This is a genomic window from uncultured Capnocytophaga sp., from assembly GCF_938029845.1.
Taxonomy (GTDB): domain Bacteria; phylum Bacteroidota; class Bacteroidia; order Flavobacteriales; family Flavobacteriaceae; genus Capnocytophaga.
In genome coordinates, this window is sequence record NZ_CALHGG010000183.1 from 1 (window position 1) to 19,159 (window position 19,159).

At 38.1% G+C, this 19,159-nt stretch carries 18 protein-coding genes; 11 read left to right on the forward strand and 7 right to left on the reverse strand.

Annotation, left to right across the window (positions count from 1 at the left end; genetic code table 11):
• Nucleotides 1-244 (forward strand): hypothetical protein (locus tag Q0625_RS14170; RefSeq protein WP_298828665.1); only part of this gene is annotated, 244 nt, incomplete at its 5' end.
• A 165-nt stretch (nucleotides 245-409) separates the two neighbouring features.
• Here Q0625_RS14170 and Q0625_RS14175 read toward each other — a convergent pair.
• The 4 genes from Q0625_RS14175 to Q0625_RS14190 form a co-directional block, all read right to left on the reverse strand.
• Nucleotides 410-715 (reverse strand): hypothetical protein, encoded by a 306-nt coding sequence (locus tag Q0625_RS14175; RefSeq protein WP_298828668.1) that lies wholly within the window; start codon nucleotides 713-715, stop codon nucleotides 410-412.
• 20 nt (nucleotides 716-735) lie between these two features.
• Nucleotides 736-1,227, reverse strand: a complete 492-nt coding sequence (locus Q0625_RS14180; protein ID WP_298828671.1) for an SMI1/KNR4 family protein — start codon at nucleotides 1,225-1,227, stop codon at nucleotides 736-738.
• 378 nt (nucleotides 1,228-1,605) lie between these two features.
• A complete protein-coding gene (locus tag Q0625_RS14185) occupies nucleotides 1,606-3,363 on the reverse strand; it encodes a PspC domain-containing protein (RefSeq protein ID WP_298828674.1) in 1,758 nt (585 codons plus the stop codon).
• Between the two features lie 2 nt (nucleotides 3,364-3,365).
• Nucleotides 3,366-3,698 carry a PadR family transcriptional regulator gene (locus tag Q0625_RS14190; protein WP_298828677.1) on the reverse strand — a complete coding sequence of 111 codons (333 nt, stop codon included), beginning with the start codon at nucleotides 3,696-3,698 and terminating at the stop codon, nucleotides 3,366-3,368.
• Nucleotides 3,699-4,021: 323 nt separating this feature from the next.
• Between Q0625_RS14190 and Q0625_RS14195 the strand changes: the two genes are divergently transcribed.
• From Q0625_RS14195 to Q0625_RS14205, 3 genes are all read left to right on the forward strand, one after another.
• Nucleotides 4,022-5,062, forward strand: coding sequence for an acyl-CoA reductase (locus tag Q0625_RS14195; protein WP_298828679.1), 1,041 nt, complete (start codon nucleotides 4,022-4,024; stop codon nucleotides 5,060-5,062).
• Nucleotides 5,063-5,123: 61 nt separating this feature from the next.
• Nucleotides 5,124-6,188, forward strand: a complete 1,065-nt coding sequence (serC, locus tag Q0625_RS14200; RefSeq protein WP_298828681.1) for a 3-phosphoserine/phosphohydroxythreonine transaminase — start codon at nucleotides 5,124-5,126, stop codon at nucleotides 6,186-6,188.
• 11 nt (nucleotides 6,189-6,199) lie between these two features.
• Nucleotides 6,200-7,153 carry a D-2-hydroxyacid dehydrogenase gene (locus tag Q0625_RS14205; protein ID WP_298828684.1) on the forward strand — a complete coding sequence of 318 codons (954 nt, stop codon included), beginning with the start codon at nucleotides 6,200-6,202 and terminating at the stop codon, nucleotides 7,151-7,153.
• 104 nt (nucleotides 7,154-7,257) lie between these two features.
• Here the strand turns inward: Q0625_RS14205 and Q0625_RS14210 are convergent, their stop codons facing one another.
• Complete coding sequence (locus Q0625_RS14210; protein ID WP_298828685.1) at nucleotides 7,258-8,418, reverse strand: MraY family glycosyltransferase; 1,161 nt, start codon at nucleotides 8,416-8,418, stop codon at nucleotides 7,258-7,260.
• Between the two features lie 199 nt (nucleotides 8,419-8,617).
• Here Q0625_RS14210 and lpdA point away from each other — a divergent pair, with 199 nt between their 5' ends.
• The 4 genes from lpdA (at nucleotide 8,618) to Q0625_RS14230 (ending at nucleotide 12,294) form a co-directional block, all read left to right on the forward strand.
• Nucleotides 8,618-10,015, forward strand: coding sequence for a dihydrolipoyl dehydrogenase (gene lpdA, locus Q0625_RS14215; protein WP_298828687.1), 1,398 nt, complete (start codon nucleotides 8,618-8,620; stop codon nucleotides 10,013-10,015).
• 167 nt (nucleotides 10,016-10,182) lie between these two features.
• Complete coding sequence (gene folD / locus Q0625_RS14220; protein ID WP_298828689.1) at nucleotides 10,183-11,061, forward strand: bifunctional methylenetetrahydrofolate dehydrogenase/methenyltetrahydrofolate cyclohydrolase FolD; 879 nt, start codon at nucleotides 10,183-10,185, stop codon at nucleotides 11,059-11,061.
• A gap of 3 nt (nucleotides 11,062-11,064) precedes the next feature.
• Nucleotides 11,065-11,517 (forward strand): 6-carboxytetrahydropterin synthase, encoded by a 453-nt coding sequence (locus Q0625_RS14225; protein WP_298828691.1) that lies wholly within the window; start codon nucleotides 11,065-11,067, stop codon nucleotides 11,515-11,517.
• A 15-nt stretch (nucleotides 11,518-11,532) separates the two neighbouring features.
• Nucleotides 11,533-12,294 (forward strand): type III pantothenate kinase, encoded by a 762-nt coding sequence (locus Q0625_RS14230; RefSeq protein WP_298828693.1) that lies wholly within the window; start codon nucleotides 11,533-11,535, stop codon nucleotides 12,292-12,294.
• 180 nt (nucleotides 12,295-12,474) lie between these two features.
• Here Q0625_RS14230 and uvrC read toward each other — a convergent pair whose 3' ends face one another.
• Both uvrC and Q0625_RS14240 read right to left on the reverse strand, forming a co-directional pair.
• Nucleotides 12,475-14,265 carry an excinuclease ABC subunit UvrC gene (gene uvrC / locus Q0625_RS14235; RefSeq protein WP_298828695.1) on the reverse strand — a complete coding sequence of 597 codons (1,791 nt, stop codon included), beginning with the start codon at nucleotides 14,263-14,265 and terminating at the stop codon, nucleotides 12,475-12,477.
• A gap of 11 nt (nucleotides 14,266-14,276) precedes the next feature.
• Nucleotides 14,277-14,927: an alpha/beta hydrolase gene (locus tag Q0625_RS14240; protein WP_298828696.1), complete on the reverse strand. Its 651-nt coding sequence runs from the start codon at nucleotides 14,925-14,927 to the stop codon at nucleotides 14,277-14,279.
• Between the two features lie 119 nt (nucleotides 14,928-15,046).
• On the opposite strand from Q0625_RS14240, the gene bioD reads away from it, so the two are divergent.
• The 3 genes from bioD to Q0625_RS14255 all read left to right on the forward strand — a co-directional run bounded on the left by bioD (nucleotide 15,047) and on the right by Q0625_RS14255 (nucleotide 18,947).
• The gene (gene bioD / locus Q0625_RS14245) at nucleotides 15,047-15,673 is read left to right on the forward strand and encodes a dethiobiotin synthase (protein WP_298828698.1); all 627 of its coding nucleotides are present in this window, start codon (nucleotides 15,047-15,049) and stop codon (nucleotides 15,671-15,673) included.
• Between the two features lie 99 nt (nucleotides 15,674-15,772).
• Nucleotides 15,773-17,257, forward strand: coding sequence for a LysM peptidoglycan-binding domain-containing protein (locus Q0625_RS14250; RefSeq protein ID WP_298828700.1), 1,485 nt, complete (start codon nucleotides 15,773-15,775; stop codon nucleotides 17,255-17,257).
• Nucleotides 17,258-17,264: 7 nt separating this feature from the next.
• Nucleotides 17,265-18,947, forward strand: coding sequence for an MBOAT family O-acyltransferase (locus Q0625_RS14255; protein ID WP_298828702.1), 1,683 nt, complete (start codon nucleotides 17,265-17,267; stop codon nucleotides 18,945-18,947).
• Nucleotides 18,948-19,159 lie beyond the last annotated feature (212 nt).

Genomic DNA, 19,159 nt, shown 5'->3' on the forward strand with positions numbered 1-19,159 from the left:
TTACAAATTAGGTTCTCTTTTCGGTAACTTAATAAATGCTAAATACAATTGGCAATGGTATCATATTGAGAATGAAAAAGATATTTTTTATGGTGTAGTGTCTCAAAAGCAAAGAGCTTGCTGTATTTGCCATAATTATTTTTATGAAATACTTACCCAAAAACGTTCTAACAACTTTAAATTACTTTTTAATATGATTGAAAAAGAATATCCCAAAAATTGGTATTTTGTTCTTTTAAAATAGAAAGGGGTAATGTTCTAGCTGTGTTGTTAAGTTTAGCACCTTATCTCAAAAACTCAAACACTGTCTCATAGAGATAAGCGTTTTTAAAGGCTATAATGTACTCTAAATAATGTGAGCTCGGTATAACAGAAATCGCCGGCAGAATTTCCCTTGTAAGCTATTGTCTTAGTCCTTATCGTTCTCATCTAGATAGTCTTCCCACTCTTTGGGCATTGGGCGCTCTATATGAGAGTTTCTATTTCCATACTTATCAAAGATATATTCTACTTTTGCTGTCTTATCTGATACTACATACCAAAACTCCCATATATTACCGAGCAACTCACTTTCACCAGTTACTATCCAAGCCTTCTTACCTTGGACATCATAATTAGGCGAGAACTGAATTTTTGTCAATGTATCTTTTATTTTAGGAAATCGTCTTTTATATTTCTCTACAATCTCTAATACTTCTTTTTCTGTAAGTATCATAGCTCTTTATCCTAATGACATTATTCTCGGCTTTCCAAATTTGTAATAAATTCGTTAAATGAAGATGCAACTATAATAGCTTTGTCGGGATCATATCCAAAATCTTCATAATCTATATACTTTACCTCGCCACTCTGGATATCTATCCAAAAATCATTATCCCCATCATTAAAAGCAAAAGGAAAATGAAAATCAATAAACTCATCAAAATTTTCTGAATATCCCTCTCTTCTTGAAAGTGCCCTTGCTATACTCATACCTGATTCGCTTCCTATCTTGGGTATGTTATAGAATCCACTAACCTCTATGGTTTTCTTGACTCCTCGTTCATTATAGCATAGATAAGGAGCCTTATTAAAATATCCTCCATTGCTTAACAAGTAAAAATCTATAAAATCCTCCTTACCAAGGAATGAATAAGGGATTTCTTCTTCTATATCTTCCAATAGAATCGGATAAGCGCTCCTTTCTATAGAAATCCCTTTACTTTGTAATAATTCTACTAAATTCATAATTCTAGGATTTAGCCCTTTAAGAATGAGCTACAAGCTCGCGCCAGCAGAGGTGTCCAATCGTATATGGACGAGACAGATTGCATGGTTACAAGGGCAAAGATACTACTTTTTTCTGAGTTTTGAGTTTTAAGTTTTGAATTTTGAGTTAGTTGGCAATGTAAATCAATAAGTTAAAAATTGTATTCCTAATTAGTTGAGATGTAATAAATTATTTCTAATTAATTAAAAAACAATAAATTACACCTAATTAAGACGTAATAAATTGCGTCTAATTAGTTAAGACACAATAAATTGCGTCTCTACGGGGGAATTGTCTTAACTAAGATCTGGGTAGAGACGCAATAAATTGTTTATTAGAAAGTTAGCAAATTGTATTTACTTTTTTACTTCTACAATACTGTCATTGACAGCCTTATAGATACCTCGAGGGAATAGATAACCATGCTTCATGGTAGGGAATTTGGTGAATTTGGCCATTTTTCCTAAGGGAAGGAAGAGCTTGACATATACCCTCTGCATACGATAAGGGTTGCCTTTGTTTAAGAGGTAGCCATCGGGGAGGGTTAGGCTATCCCCTACTATCTCTAATGGGTATTCTATCTTTTTAGCATTCTCCATAGCCTCATCGGTATCTCTTCCTTGAGAGGTTGTTTTTATTAGCAAATAAGGCGTTTGCTGTTGGGTTGTACCTAAGCCTAAGAAGTGTACATCTCCACTTCGCCCTACCCCCTTACTATCAACCAAGAAGCCATTAGTGAATATTGGTTTTTCATAAACAAAGAGTGTATCGGAAGTCAAGGTGATAGGGTGCTTTTCTTCTACTGCATTGTAAGAGATAAAACTCCTTGAAGCACTCGTTACCAAGGCAAATACCCCCAAGAAGCCCACCAAGGTAATCAATATATTTGTTGCAAACCACCAGCGAGGTGTTTGGTAGCCTTTGGCAGAAAACACCTTCATTATCAAAAGCGTAAAGATAGAGATAAAGAGCACTATCAAAAGAGTAGTAGATAGGTAAAACAATACCTGTTGCCAGCTCTCGGTTAGGACAAAATCTAAATAATTATGCAAGAGCACTAAGGAGGCCCCACTGAAAATACCTATTCCTAAGAGGGCAGAGAGTACCACCAAGAGCAAGATAAAGACAATAAAGATAAATATCATCACTAAGAAATAGCTTGCCCCCTTAAACATGATATGGAAAAACTGACCCAAAATAGAGCGAGAGTGCCTTTGTGGCGCGGTATTATCCACCAATGACATAGGACTACTGTCTTGTTGCTTATCCTGCTTACTGTCAGACTCATTATCCTTTTTAAGACCATAAGCCAAGAACCCATAGAGGAGCACAAAAAGTAGTGCACGTCCGTGGGTAGAGATAAGAGCAGCCATCATACAGCAGATAACCCCTATTCTCAGCCAGATAGATGGGATAGAAAAGTACTTAGCCAATCCGCCCAAGACCCCCATCAGCCACTTATCGGAAGTGCTTTTAAGCCACTGACGTCTTTGGGGTGCTTCATCTTCGTCTTTGTGAGAGGAAATCGTATCAATATTCACCTCTAACCCCTTCATTTCCAATTTTTCAGCAGTTGTTTTTGCAGGCGGAATCACCAGCCAAAGCACTACATAAAGGAGTATAGAGAAGGTAGAGAGTGACATGGCAGACCCGTTAAAAGTAAAGGATAAAATTCCAATATTCAATAGGATAGGCAGCATATAGATGATTCTAAGGAGGGTTACATCTATGTGGAAATAGTAGCTTAGGCCAGAGAGCACTCCACCTATACTCCCTTTGCTTATATCCCGATAGAGTTTTCTGCTCCTTAGTGGGAGTACTGGAGCAGGTTTTTCAGAAGTAAGTTCCTCATCGTCCTGTACATATTGTTCGGGCTTACCCATTACTTGTATTAAGTAATCTATATCTGAAGAAGTCACTACTTCTGTATTTTGCATACGTGCTCTGAGGAGTTCGGCCATACGTTGTTCTACATCGGTGAGGATTTCGTCCGTATCAGCAGATTGGCCTAAGTATTGGCGCACCTTTGTAAGATAGGCGGAGAGCTGGGAAGCGGCGCCATTTTCTATGATAAAGGAAAAGCCGCCTAAACTGATATTATGTGTTTTGTCCATGATTAAATAAGTTTGGTTATCATTGTTTGTAATTCATTCCAAGAGGCAAGGGCTTCGTTGAGAAAGGAAAGCCCCTTGTCGGTAAGGGTGTAATACTTTCTCGGCGGTCCCGCGGTAGATTCACGCCAAGAATAGTTAAGTAAAGAGGCATTTTTCAGTCGGGTCATCAGCGGGTAGAGCGTTCCCTCCACCACGATCATATCCGCCTCCTTAAGTGCTTCCATGATGTCCGATGCATAAGCTTCCTTCTTCTTATGAATGATAGAAAGAATACACATCTCCAAGACCCCTTTTCGCATTTGGGTTTTGATCTTCTCTAAATTAATAGCTTCCATAATCATCTGATTTGACCCTGCAAAGTTATAAAAAAATTCAGTACTATGCAAAACAAAGTAGCTTTTTTTAATTGTTAATTATTAATGGTTATTTGTTAACAACTAAGATAGATAAACTTTTCCCCCTTAGTAGTTGGCACTCATTAGCTTTGGAAGACTTATCATTTATAGCGCTTTATAACAACTCCAATTTTGAAAGAAATTGACATATATATTTGAAAATAAATTAGTTATATAAATTACAAAAGTCTGTATTTTAACAATCGACCATCAATAATTAACAATTATAATTCGTATTTTTGTGGCTTGAAAAAACAACCTTAATGCAGACTTTAGAACAGAGAATACAAGGTGTGGCTGCCTTGGGTGCTATGCTTACAGACTATTTCCTACATGGGGAGAAAGCCCCTATATACCTAGACTTGGAGGAAGCTCTCCAAAAAGCAGAACAACAGAATGCATGGTTTGATAGGGAGAACTGTCTTTTTGCACTAAAGCATTGGGCTAACCTTCTTAAAGAAAACAGCTTGAAGGCATGGCTCTCTACTTATCCTATAAAAGAAAAAACTCCCAAGCAAGTAGCCCTTATCTTGGCTGGAAATATTCCTATGGTCGGCTTCCATGATCTGCTCTGTGTATTGCTTTCAGGACATAAAGCCATCGTAAAACTCTCCTCCCAAGACAAAGTATTACTTCCTTTTTTGATTAAGAAACTTGAGGAAATAGCTCCTGAATTTAAGGGAGCCGTAAGTTTCACAGAAGAAAGAATCAACGATTTTGAAGCCGTTATAGCCACAGGTAGTAATAATACTGCCCGCTATTTTGAGTATTATTTTGGAAAAAAACCACATATCATTCGCCGAAACCGTAATTCGGTAGCTGTGCTTACAGGAAAAGAGACTCCTGAGGAGCTTTTCCAATTGGGTGAAGACATCTTTAGATATTTTGGATTGGGTTGTAGGAGTGTTTCCAAGCTATTTATCCCTGAAGATTATGATTTTGTTGCCTTTTTTGAAGCTATTTACCCTTATCATACTCTTTTAGACCACCAGAAGTATGTCAATAACTATGATTACAACAAGGCTGTATACCTAATGAGCCTTTTTAAGCTCTTAGAAAATGGTTTCTTGTTACTAAAAGAAGATGAAAAATATGCTTCCCCTATTGCCACCCTTTTCTATGAACGTTATAAGGATATGGCTACCCTTAACCAACGCCTAGAGGCAGATAAAGAAGAGATACAATGTATTGTAAGTGGAGGTAATATTCCCCATACTATTCGTTTTGGGCAGAGCCAAGTGCCGTCGCTTACTGACTATGCAGATGGCGTGGATACTATGGCTTTCTTAAATAGTATTAATTAATTTGGCTGGCTTATTTTTTAGTTCTAATTTTGCCGCCCACCTATAAATATAGAAAAAGAACATGAAAAAACATAATTTTAGTGCAGGTCCTTCTATCTTGCCTGTCGAAGTATTTGAAAAAACCTCTCAAGCGGTTATAGAGTTAGAAAACACAGGACTTTCTATTTTGGAGATATCTCACCGCAGCAAAGAGTTTATCGCTATTATGGAGCGTGCTAGGGCTTTGGCCTTAGAGCTTACAGGACTTACAGGAAAAGGATATCAAGCGCTCTTTCTACAAGGAGGAGCCAGCCTACACTTCTACGCCTCCGCCCTCAACCTATTGGAGCGCAAAGGAGCCTATATAGATAGTGGTACTTGGGCGCACAAAGCCCTCGTAGAAGCACAATTTGTAGGAGCTACTGAAGTAATTGCTTCTTCTAAAGAAAATGGCTATCGCAATATACCCACCGAATATGTCCTTCCTAAGGATGCCGATTACCTACATATCACCACCAACAATACTATATATGGTACCGAATACTTTGAATACCCTAAAGTATCCGTTCCACTGGTAGCCGATATGAGTTCAGATATATTTTCCAAGGAGATGCCTTTTGAGGATTTTGGTCTCATCTATGCAGGTGCACAAAAAAATATAGGTGCTGCGGGTACTACTTTGGTCATTGTGCGTGAGGATATTCTAGGAAAGGTAAGCCATAAGATTCCTACCCACCTGAACTATCAGGTACATATCAAGAACGAAAGTATGACCAATACACCTCCTACCCTTGCCGTATATACCTGTCTGCTTACCATGGAATGGCTCAAAAAACAAGGAGGTATCAAGGCCATAGAAGTGAAGAACAAAGAAAAAGCACGCATCCTATATGAAGAAGTAGATAGGAATCCCCTCTTCAAAGGGTATGCCGATGTAAAAGATCGTTCGCGCATGAATGTTGTCTTTAACCTTGTGGATGAATCCCTAACTGACCGCTTCAATGCGCTATGGGCAGAGGCTAATATCAGTGGTGTGAAGGGACATAGAAGTGTAGGCGGTTATCGTGCTTCCATCTACAATGCGCTCCCTATAGAAAGCGTACAATTGCTTATAGAAGTGATGCAACATTTCGAAAAAACAGTATAAATAACGAATTTATGAAGATATTAGCCAACGATGGCATCAGTGAGAAAGCTATAAAAACACTTGATGCTGCTGGTTTTAAGGTTCTTACCACCAAAGTCGCCCAAAACCAATTAGCCAATTTTATCAATGAGGAGCAAGTGGAGATTCTCTTGGTACGTTCAGCCACCCAAGCCAAGAAAGACCTTATAGATGCTTGCTCTTCCTTAAGGCTCATTGGGCGTGGTGGCGTAGGTATGGATAACATAGATGTAGCCTATGCCCGAGAGAAAGGTATCAAGGTTATCAATACCCCTAATGCCTCCTCCCATTCGGTAGCAGAGCTTACTTTTGCCCACCTTTTTTCAGGAGTTCGTTTCCTCTATGATGCCAATCGAAATATGCCATTGGACGGAGATACCCGCTTTGATGCTCTTAAGAAAGACTATGCCAAAGGACAAGAACTCAAAGGGAAAACCCTTGGTATCATGGGCTTGGGACGTATAGGAAAAGCTGTAGCTACCATTGCCTTGGGGCTTGGTATGAAGGTTATCGCTCATGATCCACTCCAAAGCGAAGCTACCATTACCCTCTCTTTCTTTGACGGGCGTAGTCTTGATTTTAGGATACAGACTATCAGTAAGGAAACTCTTTTGAAAGAGGCTGACTTTATTACGCTACATATCCCTGCACAGCAAGAAGTAGTCATAGGAGAGAAAGAATTTCAGCTAATGAAAGATGGTGTAGGCATCATCAATGTAGCGCGTGGAGGGGTGATTGATGAAGAAGCGCTCTTGCACGCCTTAGAGCATGAGAAAGTAGCCTTTGCAGGCTTAGATGTATTCAAGGGCGAACCTACTCCCTCTATTCGAATACTTATGCACCCACGCGTATCCCTTTCCCCTCATATAGGAGCGGCCACTCTTGAAGCACAAGAACGTGTAGGAGACGAACTAGCAACGCAAATTATAGAAGCGTTTGGGAAATAAAAGACAAAAATAAAAAAGTGAAAAGTGGTATTACACTTTTCACTTTTTTATTTATAGCAAGGCAAATAAATTGCTCTTTTTTGTTCTCTGTTCCAACTCCTATACTACTTTCGTTTGCCTTTTTTCTTTCTTCCTATAGGGGTCTGATCTAATATTTTTTGTATCTTCTGCTTATTTCTACGTACCGCAAAGCTACGATTGTAGTAAAAGACAAGAAGTGTCGTTCCAATAACAAATAATACTAATATTACAAAAAGTGTAATAGTAGGTATATAAAGATTTGCTATATAGAAAAGTACAAAGGCCAATAAATTAAACAAAGCCAAAAGCAAACTTGCTTGTATATGAGAAAGCCCCATATAATCAATCATAATATGATGGATATGATTTCTATCGGCAAAGAAAGGACTTCGGTGCTTAAGGACACGTATAAGAAATACGCGCATAGTATCCACAAAAGGAATAAAGAGGATAATAAATATAAGAACAAACTTATTGAAATACTTAATATCAGCAGCAGCAAGCCTATCCACTGGAAGATTTAGAAAGCGAAGCGTACATACACCTATAATAAATCCTATAAGTAAAGAGCCTGTATCTCCCATAAATATCCCATTCTTTTTTGAGATATTATACCTAAGGAAAGCCAATAAGCAACCTATACTACTTAGAGAGAGTAATACAAAATAATAATCATGAGTTTGATAGAAAATAAAACTGAAAATACTAAAAATCATAATTCCCACCATAGAGGCAGAACCATTAATTCCATCAATAAGGTTGTAAGCATTTACAATAGATATGATAATGAAAACACCTAATGAGTAAGAAAACCAAAGTGGTAATTCATAAATTCCTAAAAAGCCATTAAAGGTGTCAATAGATAATTCATTACTATCCATAACAAATACAAAAGCAAGTATCTGTCCTATGATTTTAGTTTTTGGAGTTACTCCCACCAAGTCATCTTTTACTCCTACATAAAAGAGAATTAGAAGACCTATAACTAATGAGAGTCCTAATTTCTGAGAGTCATAGGCTTGTAAGAAATATAAACTACTAAGCAAGCTCGCAAAAAAGGCGACCCCTCCCATAGTAGGCGTTTTCTCTTTATGAGAACTCCGTTGGTTGGGGTTGTCCATTAAGTTTTTAATCCTAACAATAGCAATAATTCGCGGTATTACCAAGTAGGAAACTACAAAAGACTGTAAAATAATGAATATAGCTAATAACTCCAATGAGAGGCTACTATATACATATTGCATAATCTATCTTGTTTTTCACCTGCAAAGATAAAAAATAACTGAGAAATTTAAAAATATTTTCTGAAAAATATTTATTTTACTAGATTATTGAATATCAATACATTAAAAAATACATAGAAATTTTTTGGCGAAAATTTTTCTCTATAAAAAATAAAATTCGTAATTTCGTACCGTTTTTCAGAACATAAATATTTTACCAATGAATAAATACGATGTTATAGTTTTAGGTAGCGGTCCTGGAGGATACGTAACCGCTATTAGAGCCTCACAATTGGGCTTCAAAACTGCTGTTATTGAAAAAGAAAACCTTGGAGGTGTATGCCTTAACTGGGGCTGTATTCCAACAAAAGCCCTCTTGAAATCTGCTCAGGTATTTGAATACCTAAAACATGCAGAAAGCTACGGAATAAAAGTAAGTGACAAAGGATTTGATAAGGATTTTTCTGCTATTGTAAAGCGTAGCCGCGATGTAGCTGGCACTATGAGCAAAGGAGTACAATTCCTTATGAAAAAGAATAAAATAGAGGTAATCAATGGCTATGGCACTCTAAAACCAGGCAAAAAAGTAGAAGTAAAAGATAAAGATGGCAAAGTGACTGAATACAGTGCAGACCATATTATCATAGCTACTGGTGCACGTTCTCGTGAATTGCCTGCGCTGCCACAAGATGGTAAGAAAATAATTGGCTACCGCCAAGCCCTTACTCTTGCTGAGCAACCTAAGAAAATGATTATTGTAGGTAGTGGCGCCATAGGTATTGAATTTGCTTACTTCTACCACTCTATGGGTACTGAAGTTACTGTAGTTGAATTCATGCCTAACATAGTTCCTGTAGAAGATGAGGAAATCTCTAAACAACTAGAAAAGAGCTTCAAGAAGCTTGGTATCAATGTAATGACTTCTTCTGAAGTAACTAAGGTTGATACTTCTGGCAAAGGAGTAAAAGCCTATGTAAAAACTGCCAAAGGAGAAGAAGTACTTGAAGCAGACATCTTGCTTTCTGCAGTAGGTATCAAGACTAACATAGAAAACATAGGATTAGAAGCAGTAGGTATCAAGACTGAACGTGATAAAATCCAAGTAAATGAGTTCTACCAAACTAATGTTCCTGGTTATTATGCTATTGGGGATGTGGTACCTGGACAAGCTTTGGCTCACGTAGCTTCTGCAGAAGGTATCCTCTGTGTAGAGAAAATCAAAGGCTTACATGTAGAACCTATCAACTATGGTAACATCCCTGGATGTACTTACTGTACTCCAGAAATTGCCTCCGTTGGGCTTACAGAAAAGCAAGCTAAGGAAAAAGGTTATGAAATCAAAGTAGGTAAGTTCCCATTCACTGCCTCTGGTAAGGCCAATGCAGCAGGAACTACTGATGGATTTATCAAGGTTATCTTTGATGCCAAATATGGTGAATGGCTTGGTTGCCACATGATTGGTGCTGGTGTTACTGATATGATTGCTGAAGCCGTAGTTGCTCGTAAATTGGAAACTACAGCTCATGAAATCCTTAAGTCTGTACACCCACACCCTACTATGAGCGAAGGTGTGAAAGAAGCCGTAGCAGCTGCTTATGGAGAGGCTATTGATATTTAATATTTTTTAGTTATTATATTTGATGTAGGGGCGAACTATCTTATTCGCTCCTACTCCCTTTTATAGTGAAAAGTAAATAATAAAAAATAAAAAGAAATTAGTCACTAGTTGCTATCTAAAACTCTAAATAACTAAAAACTAAAAACTAAAAACTAATAACTGAAACAATGGAATTATTAGATGGAAAAAAGACCTCTACACTAGTACAAGAGGCCATAGCTGAAGAGGTACGAGAGATTGTAGCTCAAGGGCAAAGACCCCCACACTTAGTAGCCATACTCGTAGGAGATAATGGAGCTAGTATGACCTATGTAAATAACAAGGTTACTGCCTGCGAACGTGTAGGTTTTGCCTCCTCTGTTGTAAATCTTCCTGAAAATGTATCACAAGAAGATCTTCTGAAAGAAATAGAAAAACTCAACGAGGACAAAGGTATTGATGGTTTTATCGTACAACTACCTCTGCCTAAGCATATCAATGAGCAGGAAGTTCTTTTGGCTATCAACCCAGACAAAGATGCAGATGGCTTTCACCCTACCAACTTTGGCCGTATGGCTTTAGGCTTAGAAGCCTTTATCCCTGCCACTCCTTATGGCATCTTAGAGCTGCTTAGCCAATACAAAATCCCTACTGATGGGAAAAATGTAGTAGTAATTGGTCGTTCGGATATTGTAGGACGCCCTATAAGTATCCTCCTCTCTCAGAAACCATGGAATGCTACTGTAATCCTTACTCATAGCCGTACTCAAAACTTGGCTGAGCTTACCCAAAAAGCAGATATCATCATTGCTGCTTTGGGAATTCCCAACTTCCTAAAAGCGGAAATGGTCAAAGAAGGCGCTGTTATCATAGATGTAGGTATCACTCGTGTTAAGGATGCTTCTGCTAAAAAAGGATTTCGTATCGTAGGTGATGTAGATTTTGAGCACGTAAAGAACAAGGCAAGTTACATAACTCCTGTACCAGGAGGGGTAGGGCCTATGACCATTGCTATGCTTATGAAGAATACCCTGAATGCCTACAAAAGAACTCATAAAAAACAATAGCCAATGACGAAAATTCGTATTACAAAAAAGTTTGAATTCGAAGCAGGGCACGCCCTCTATGGATATGATGGCAAGTGTAAGAATATTCATGGGCATAGCTATAAGCTATGGGTTACTGTCATAGGAAGTCCTATTGAAGATCTTGAACATGTAAAGAATGGAATGGTAATTGATTTTGGAGATATCAAAGAGATTGTCAATGAGTATATTGTCAAAGAAGCAGACCACACTATTTTCTTCAATGGCAATAGCCCTCATCGCTCCTTAGCAGAAAAACTCCAAGCAGAAGGACACAGAGTTATCCTACTCCCCTATCAGCCTACCAGTGAGATGCTAATAGTGGATTTTGCCAAGCGCCTCCAACAACACTTACCAAAGCATATTGCCCTATATAGCCTTCGCTTACAGGAAACTGAAAGCTCCTTTGCCGAGTGGTATGCTTCTGATAATCTTTAACTTACTAAACTTATTATGCTATTAGCCGTTAATATTGGCAATTCCAATATCCGTTTTGCAGTTGTAGATGGGCAAGAAGTACATCTGTCTTGGACAATTGCCACTAAGCCTTATCGTACTGCGGGTGAATTTTACATGAGTTTCCAGACCTATAAGGAACAGTACAAAAATGCTTTTGGGAAAATCAGTAAAATAGTAGTAGGTTCAGTAGTACCTCAGCAAACGCAAGTTATTGCTAAGATGCTACAAAAGACCTTTTCTATAAAGCCCTTTATCGTCAATAGAGATACTCCTAGTGAAGTTACCCATCATTCAAACCAAATGGGTACAGACTTGTATGCCAATGCAGTAGCGGCGCACTACCTCTACCCTAATCAGAAAAAAATTATCATAGACTTTGGGACAGCCTTGACCCTTACAGGAGTTTCTGAAACTGGAGAAATGCTAGGTGTTATCATAGCCCCAGGGGTAGTTACCTCCCTACAATCCTTAGTGAATAATACTGCCCAACTCCCCTATATAGAACTCAATGAACCCAAATCTGTCTTGGGTATGGATACTGAGACCTGTATGCAAAGTGGGATTATCTATGGCTATACGGCTATGGTAGAGGGACTTATAGAACGCATCAAACAAACCTATCAGAGCGACTTTTTGGTCATTTCCACAGGAGGTGTAGGACATATATTCAGTAAGCTTACAGATAAAATCCAGGTAGACGATAAGTATCACACTATCAAAGGACTATCTTTGCTTTATAATTTGCATAAGAAATAATCAGACATTCTTCCCTTAAAAATCTCCCACAGATTATACAGATCCAAAAGAATTTCCTTATTTGAAGGATCTAATTACGACTGTTTTGTAAAGATCCCAAATATTTCCCTTGTAATATTAGTTTCTATATCTGTGTTATCTGTGGGAGCTTAACAACAAAAGCACCCATAAAACTATATATCATTCAGCTGTTTGAGCGTGGAAATAATCCCATACTTTTTGGGCTCTTGATTGACCTATACAAGCAATGATTTCCTCTTTGGAAGCCTCTTTAAGTCGTTTTACCGATTTAAATTGTTTGAGTAAGGTCTCTTGGGTTTGCTTACCTACACCACTGATTTGCTCCAGTTCTGAATGAATAGCACTGGCACTGCGCTTCTGCCTATGGAAGGTAATTCCAAAGCGGTGCGCCTCATTACGAAGGTGCTGAATTACCTTAAGTGTTTCTGATTTCTTATCCAAATACAAGGGAATGGAATCACCTGGATAGAAAATCTCCTCCAAGCGCTTGGCTATACCCACTATGGCTATTTTTCCACGCAATCCTAAAAGTTCCAAAGACTTGAGAGCAGCTCCCAATTGACCTTTTCCTCCGTCTATAATGATAAGTTGAGGTAATGGTTCCTCCTCGTCCAAGAGACGGCGATAGCGACGATAAACCACTTCCTCCATAGAAGCAAAATCGTTAGGTCCCTCTACTGTTTTTATATTGAAATGGCGGTAATCCTTTTTGCTAGGCTTGGCATTCTTGAATACCACACAAGCTGCTACCGGATTTGTACCCTGAATATTGGAGTTATCAAAGCACTCAATATGAGCAGGAGGCTCTGAGAGACGAAGGTCTCGCTGCATCTGAGTTAGCAGGCGGTTGGTATGTCTTTCAGGATCTGTGATTTTCACCTGCTTGAACTTCTCCTGACGATACGCCTGTGCATTGCGTTCAGAAAGCTGTAAGAGTTGAAGCTTCTCCCCTGCCTTGGGTACTGTAAGTTGTTCGGAAAACTCCATGCTTAGTGGAAAAGGTACAATAAGCTCCTTAGAGTTAGACTTAAAACGTTCTCTCAGCTCTACAATTCCCAATTCAAGTAGCTCTTGGTCGGTTTCCTCCAATTTTTTCTTTACCTCCAATGTATGCCCACGCACAATAGCTCCATGAGCCACTTGTAAGAAATTGATATAGGCATATTCCTCGTCAGAAACGATGGAAAACACATCTACATTGTGAATCTTAGTACTTACAATAGTAGACTTGGATTGGTAATTCTCCAAACTCTCCAACTTGAGCTTAATCTCCTGTGCCTCCTCAAAACGGAGTGCTGTGGCATGTTCGATCATCTCCTTTTTGAAATAGGCGATTACCTCCTTTAGGTTTCCCTTGAGTATCTCTTTGATTTGCTGTATATTATGATTATATTCCTCTTCACTCTGCAGCCCTTCGCAAGGACCTTTGCAGTTCTTGATATGATATTCGAGACAAACCTTGTACTTTCCTTTGTCTATATTCTCTTGAGAAAGATCTAACCTACAATTGCGCAAGGGATAAAGATCCTTGATAAGATCTAAAAGTGTACGGACTACCTTGATATTGGTATAAGGCCCAAAGTAAGTACTTCCGTCCTTATATACCTTTCGAGTAAAGAATACCCTAGGAAAACGCTCATTAGAAATACAAATCCATGGATAGCTTTTCCCATCTTTCAAAAGGATATTATAACGAGGTTGATACTTTTTTATCAGATTATTTTCCAATAATAAGGCATCGTTTTCAGTGGCTACAACGATATGTTCTATCCGAACAATCTTGCTAACCAATACCCGTGTTTTAGGGGAATCATGTTCTTTGTTGAAGTAAGAAGAAACCCTTTTCTTAAGGTTTTTCGCCTTACCTACATAAATAATAGTATCGGAACTATCAAAGAATTGATAAACCCCAGGACTATCAGGGAGGGTTTGTAGTTGAAGAGAAAGCATTTTATTAATGACTAATAATTATTTAAGAATTTATTAATTATGGGAGTTATTTCATGTGCTCTATTGATAATCATGGAATGTCCCCCTCCTATTATGCAATGCGTATTTTTCACATCCCTATAAGGAAGAATACGATCTTTATCCCCATGAATATGAAGGATATGAGTGGGAATTTCTGTGTTTTTCCATGTTAGAATAGCATTTATTGCCCATTTGAGAAAAATAGTAGGGGTGTTTCGGAGAATATTCTTCAAAAGTGCTTTTTCCTGAAAGGAAGTTACTCCAAAAAGCCAATATGTAAATGCATTCGCACGTTTCATAAGCGTATAAGGGAGTATTTTCTGTATATTTAACCCTGCTGAAAAGCGATAGAACCAAGGAAGTTCTTTTCTCTCTTTAACAGAAGAAATCAGTATGAGCTTCTTTACAGGGATCTGCTTAGCTATTTCCATAGCAACCATTCCTCCGAATGAAAGTCCTACTAGAATAGGATGAGGTGTAGTTATTTTCTGAGCGATTCTTTGGGCATAAGCTGAAAGTGTTTCCTTAGGCAAAGGAGCAATCCATTCTATATATTCCACTTCTACTCCCTCAAAATCAATATATTGAAACACACTCCCATCGGCTCCTAAGCCACTAAGCAAATAACATTTGTCAGTCATGGTTGTATCCTTTGAAGTTTTACAGTGCAAAAATAATTTTTTTTTCAATTAATTTGGTAGTATTCAAAAGATATTTTTTGTAATTTTGTCGCTGGAAAAACTACTTCAAAAATATGACCATGAATCACACCTATTTTATTACAGGTATCTCTACCGAAGTAGGCAAAACCATCACCTCAGCTATAGTAGTGGAGGCACTTGAGGCTGATTATTGGAAACCTATACAATCGGGAGATAAGCATGCTTCTGATACAATGAAGGTACAATCGCTGATTTCTAACTCACGAACTCGTTTTTTCCCTTCTAGTTATGCCTTTGACTACCCTGCTAGTCCTCACCTATCGGCACAAATGGAAGGTGTTATTATAGAAAAGGACAAAATCATACGTCCTGTAACAGATCGTCCCTTGGTGATAGAAGCGGCAGGAGGGCTTTTTGTTCCGCTGAATGACCATGACATTATGATGGATCTTATACTTCCTACTGATAGGATTATCTTGGTTTCTCGTCACTACCTAGGAAGTATCAATCATACCATGCTTTCCATAGAAGCCTTACAGCACCGAGGTCTACCTATCTATGGTATTATCTTTAGTGGTAAAGAAAATCCTGCAACAGAGTCTTGGATCGCTACCTACTCCAAAGTACCTATCTTGGGACGTATAGACGAAGAACCTTTCTTTGACAAAAATGTCATAAAGAAATACAGCCAAATAATCAAAGAGAGACTAACAACAAACAACTAATAAAAAATGTTATTTATTACTAAATAAATAATAACATCCATATATTTGCACAATTTTTGTGGATTCATTTTCCTTGACTACAACAAACAACACTAAACAATGAAAAAGAAGACATCTGTACTGAGGTTTACAGCCTTGTCTATGGCCTTAATTACCTCTATGCTTCTGTATGCCAAGATGAAGCATATTTCTTTTCCTCCACCAGGAGAGGTAACCCTGTCTGATGAAACAGAAGGTGAAGTGCCTTTGGTCTATGAACACCTATATAATGCTAAAGCCTTAACTCCATTCTTTGAGAAGCTTAAGGCTCTAGATACTCTAAAGGACAGAAAGCTAAACATTGTCCATATAGGAGACTCTCACATACAAGGAGATGCTATGACCAGTCAAATACGTCAGCGTTTTCAAACCGAGTTTGGCAATGCTGGCTTAGGCTTTGTCTTTCCTTATTCACTGATTCATACCAATGGGGAGCGCTATGTGCGTTTCTCTTCCAATATCAATTGGGATAGCCAAAAGAATACTAGCAGAGAGAATACAGGGGCTATCGGTATTGCAGGTTACTCACTGCTAACAGACAACAAGAACTTTGTGATAGAGCTAAATATAAAAAACAAAGATTATTTGTTCAACACCTTGCGTATACTTACTCCTAACAACCAACATCTATTTGATTTGGCTACGAGCAAGACAGGCGTTTCCCTTAAGCCTGCACCTACCCCCAAGAGAGTTTCCTATAAGATGCTCTCTCACAAGGTACAGAAAGGAGAAACCTTATATGCCCTATCCAAAAAATATAAAACCACTGAGAGTAAGATACAAAAAGCAAATAACCTTAGGGGCAATACCATACGTGTGGGAGCTATCTTAAGAATTCCTACTGAGGAACGAGTAGTTGCTGCTCCTTCTGTGGCAAGTTCTGTGGAACTAGATAATTTTGAACCTTTGCTTAAAGACTCCGTCTCTCCGTTGGGATATACTTATAATAATTTGAATGGTTTGGATAAGATTTATCTTACTCCCAATAGTGGAAGTTCCAACTTTGCTCTCAATGGAATTGTACTTGAGAATGACCAAAATGGAATTATATACCACGCTATTGGGGTCAATGGAGCACGCTTTTCGGATTATAACAAATGTAGCTTATTCTTTGACCAGATACAAGCCCTACAACCAGACCTTATTATTGTATCCTTAGGAACCAATGAGGCTTTTGGAAGGCTCTCGGCAGAAAATTATGATAAGCAGGTGGAGAATTTCATAGCACAGATTCGTGAGCACTATGGAAATTGTCCTATATTGCTAACCTCTCCTCCGCCTTCTCTATTCAAAAAGAAGCTGCCCAATCCCTATTGCGAGCAATATACTCATGTACTTATAGACAATTCTGTAAAGAAAAACTATGGCGTATTTGATATGTACAATGTACTAGGAGGTAGTGAAGGCATGTCCAAACTTATTGCAGAAAATCTTATTGCTCATGATAGAGTACACTATACCCATACAGGCTATGTAGAACAAGGTGGCAGACTCTATGATGCACTTATGAGCAACTATTTACAATATAAAAAACAGCAAAAATAATCATTCTTTGGAAATAAACAATTGGAAACAGTGGCTTATAGACCACTGTAGTGTGGAACAACTCAAGAGTTGGTTTGCCTACAATATGGAGGCTCCTTTACTCTTTAATAGTAGTCTTTTCTTAGGACTCTTTCTTATTTTTTACCTTGTATATATTCTCACTCGCAGACATACCTACTTTCGGACGGTATATGTAGTGCTTTTTTCCCTCTTCTTTTACTATAAGGCAGGAGGGAATTACTTTGTACTATTGCTTATCTCCTCAGGGATCAATTACTTTTTTGCACAACAGATACATAAGAACATAGAGAACAAGCGATTACAGCAGTTTTTCTTAGCTCTAAGCTGTATTGTGAACTTGAGTATCTTGGGGTATTACAAGTATACTAACTTCTTGATAGACAGTTTCAACCAATTATTCCAAAGCCATTTTGCGCTTCAGGATATAGTACTCCCTATAGGTATCTCTTTCTATACATTTCAGACCATGAGCTATACTATAGATATATATAGGAGAGAAATTGAACCTGCAAAATCATTTTTAGACTTTACCTTCTTTGTGAGCTTTTTCCCTCAATTGGTAGCGGGACCTATCGTACGTGCTAAAGATTTTATTCCACAAATATATAAAAAAATAAGCCTTACCAAAGAAGAAACCTCTTTGGCCTTATTCCTTATCATAGGCGGATTACTGAAAAAAGCGGTCATCTCTGATTACATCTCTATTAACTTTGTAGACAGAGTATTTGATGCACCAAATAGCTATACCTCCTTTGAGAACCTACTGGCTGTGTATGGTTATGCTTTACAAATATATTGTGACTTCTCTGGATATTCTGATATAGCCATAGGGCTAGCGCTGCTCATGGGCTTCACACTACCTGAGAACTTCCGTACCCCTTACCAATCAAAAAATATCACCGAGTTTTGGCATCGTTGGCATATATCCCTATCTTCTTGGCTGAAAGACTATTTGTATATTCCCTTAGGAGGAAATCGTCAAGGGTCTTTTTGGGGGTATTTCTTTCCTACAATATTTTTTATCGCCACGTTGTCTTGGGCTTTTATGAAAGGAGGAGAGAGTCTCATTCCCTTATTTATCATTCTCGGGGTAATCATACTCTTTGAGGTCTCTATACTGCTATCCCCTGACAAAGCAAAGGCCTTAAGAAGTCATTTCAATCAGCTAACGACTATGCTATTGGGAGGACTCTGGCATGGAGCCAACTTAAGATTTATTATATGGGGAGCACTTCATGGTTTAGCATTGTCTTTTCACAAGTCCTTCAAGGAGATTTTCCCTGAAAAGAAGACAACAAAACGATCCTTCTTCAAAGGAATTTTTACACTTATTTCCATAGTGCTTACTTTCCACTTTGTAGCCTTTTGCTGGATATTCTTCCGCTCAAGGGATTTTTCTACTGCCATGACCCTAATTGAGAATATTGGTCAGCTGAACTATGATCCGCACCAATGGTGGATTATTATAGAAGGTTACCAGAATGTTATGATCCTACTGGTCATAGGTTTTGTTTGGCACTTTTTCCCTCAAAAATGGAATGAAGCACTTAAACTATTTTTCCAAAGAATCCCTCTTATAGGGAAAGCTATTATTGTCGCTGCCGTCTTTTGGCTAGTATATGCCACGGCGACAGCTGGGCCACAACCTTTTATTTACTTCCAGTTCTAGTAATTAGCAAAAAAATATATTTGCTAAAACACTGATTTTCAAACAGAAGCAAATATATTTCAAAAAAACGTAAAAAAAATTCTTCAAAAGTCTTGCAGGTTCAAAAAAAAGTTGTACCTTTGCACTCGCAATTGAGAAACATATTTAAAGACTCAATGGTCCGTTCGTCTAGGGGTTAGGACGCAAGGTTTTCATCCTTGTAACAGGGGTTC

Bases quoted from the DNA above. Each gene is read 5' to 3' on its own strand.
- Q0625_RS14175 (WP_298828668.1), bottom strand. From the start codon at position 715: ATGATACTTACAGAAAAAGAAGTATTAGAGATTGTAGAGAAATATAAA.
- Q0625_RS14180 (WP_298828671.1), bottom strand. From the start codon at position 1,227: ATGAATTTAGTAGAATTATTACAAAGTAAAGGGATTTCTATAGAAAGG.
- Q0625_RS14185 (WP_298828674.1), bottom strand. From the start codon at position 3,363: ATGGACAAAACACATAATATCAGTTTAGGCGGCTTTTCCTTTATCATA.
- Q0625_RS14190 (WP_298828677.1), bottom strand. From the start codon at position 3,698: ATGGAAGCTATTAATTTAGAGAAGATCAAAACCCAAATGCGAAAAGGG.
- Q0625_RS14195 (WP_298828679.1), top strand. From the start codon at position 4,022: ATGCAGACTTTAGAACAGAGAATACAAGGTGTGGCTGCCTTGGGTGCT.
- serC (WP_298828681.1), top strand. From the start codon at position 5,124: ATGAAAAAACATAATTTTAGTGCAGGTCCTTCTATCTTGCCTGTCGAA.
- Q0625_RS14205 (WP_298828684.1), top strand. From the start codon at position 6,200: ATGAAGATATTAGCCAACGATGGCATCAGTGAGAAAGCTATAAAAACA.
- Q0625_RS14210 (WP_298828685.1), bottom strand. From the start codon at position 8,418: ATGCAATATGTATATAGTAGCCTCTCATTGGAGTTATTAGCTATATTC.
- lpdA (WP_298828687.1), top strand. From the start codon at position 8,618: ATGAATAAATACGATGTTATAGTTTTAGGTAGCGGTCCTGGAGGATAC.
- folD (WP_298828689.1), top strand. From the start codon at position 10,183: ATGGAATTATTAGATGGAAAAAAGACCTCTACACTAGTACAAGAGGCC.
- Q0625_RS14225 (WP_298828691.1), top strand. From the start codon at position 11,065: ATGACGAAAATTCGTATTACAAAAAAGTTTGAATTCGAAGCAGGGCAC.
- Q0625_RS14230 (WP_298828693.1), top strand. From the start codon at position 11,533: ATGCTATTAGCCGTTAATATTGGCAATTCCAATATCCGTTTTGCAGTT.
- uvrC (WP_298828695.1), bottom strand. From the start codon at position 14,265: ATGCTTTCTCTTCAACTACAAACCCTCCCTGATAGTCCTGGGGTTTAT.
- Q0625_RS14240 (WP_298828696.1), bottom strand. From the start codon at position 14,927: ATGACTGACAAATGTTATTTGCTTAGTGGCTTAGGAGCCGATGGGAGT.
- bioD (WP_298828698.1), top strand. From the start codon at position 15,047: ATGAATCACACCTATTTTATTACAGGTATCTCTACCGAAGTAGGCAAA.
- Q0625_RS14250 (WP_298828700.1), top strand. From the start codon at position 15,773: ATGAAAAAGAAGACATCTGTACTGAGGTTTACAGCCTTGTCTATGGCC.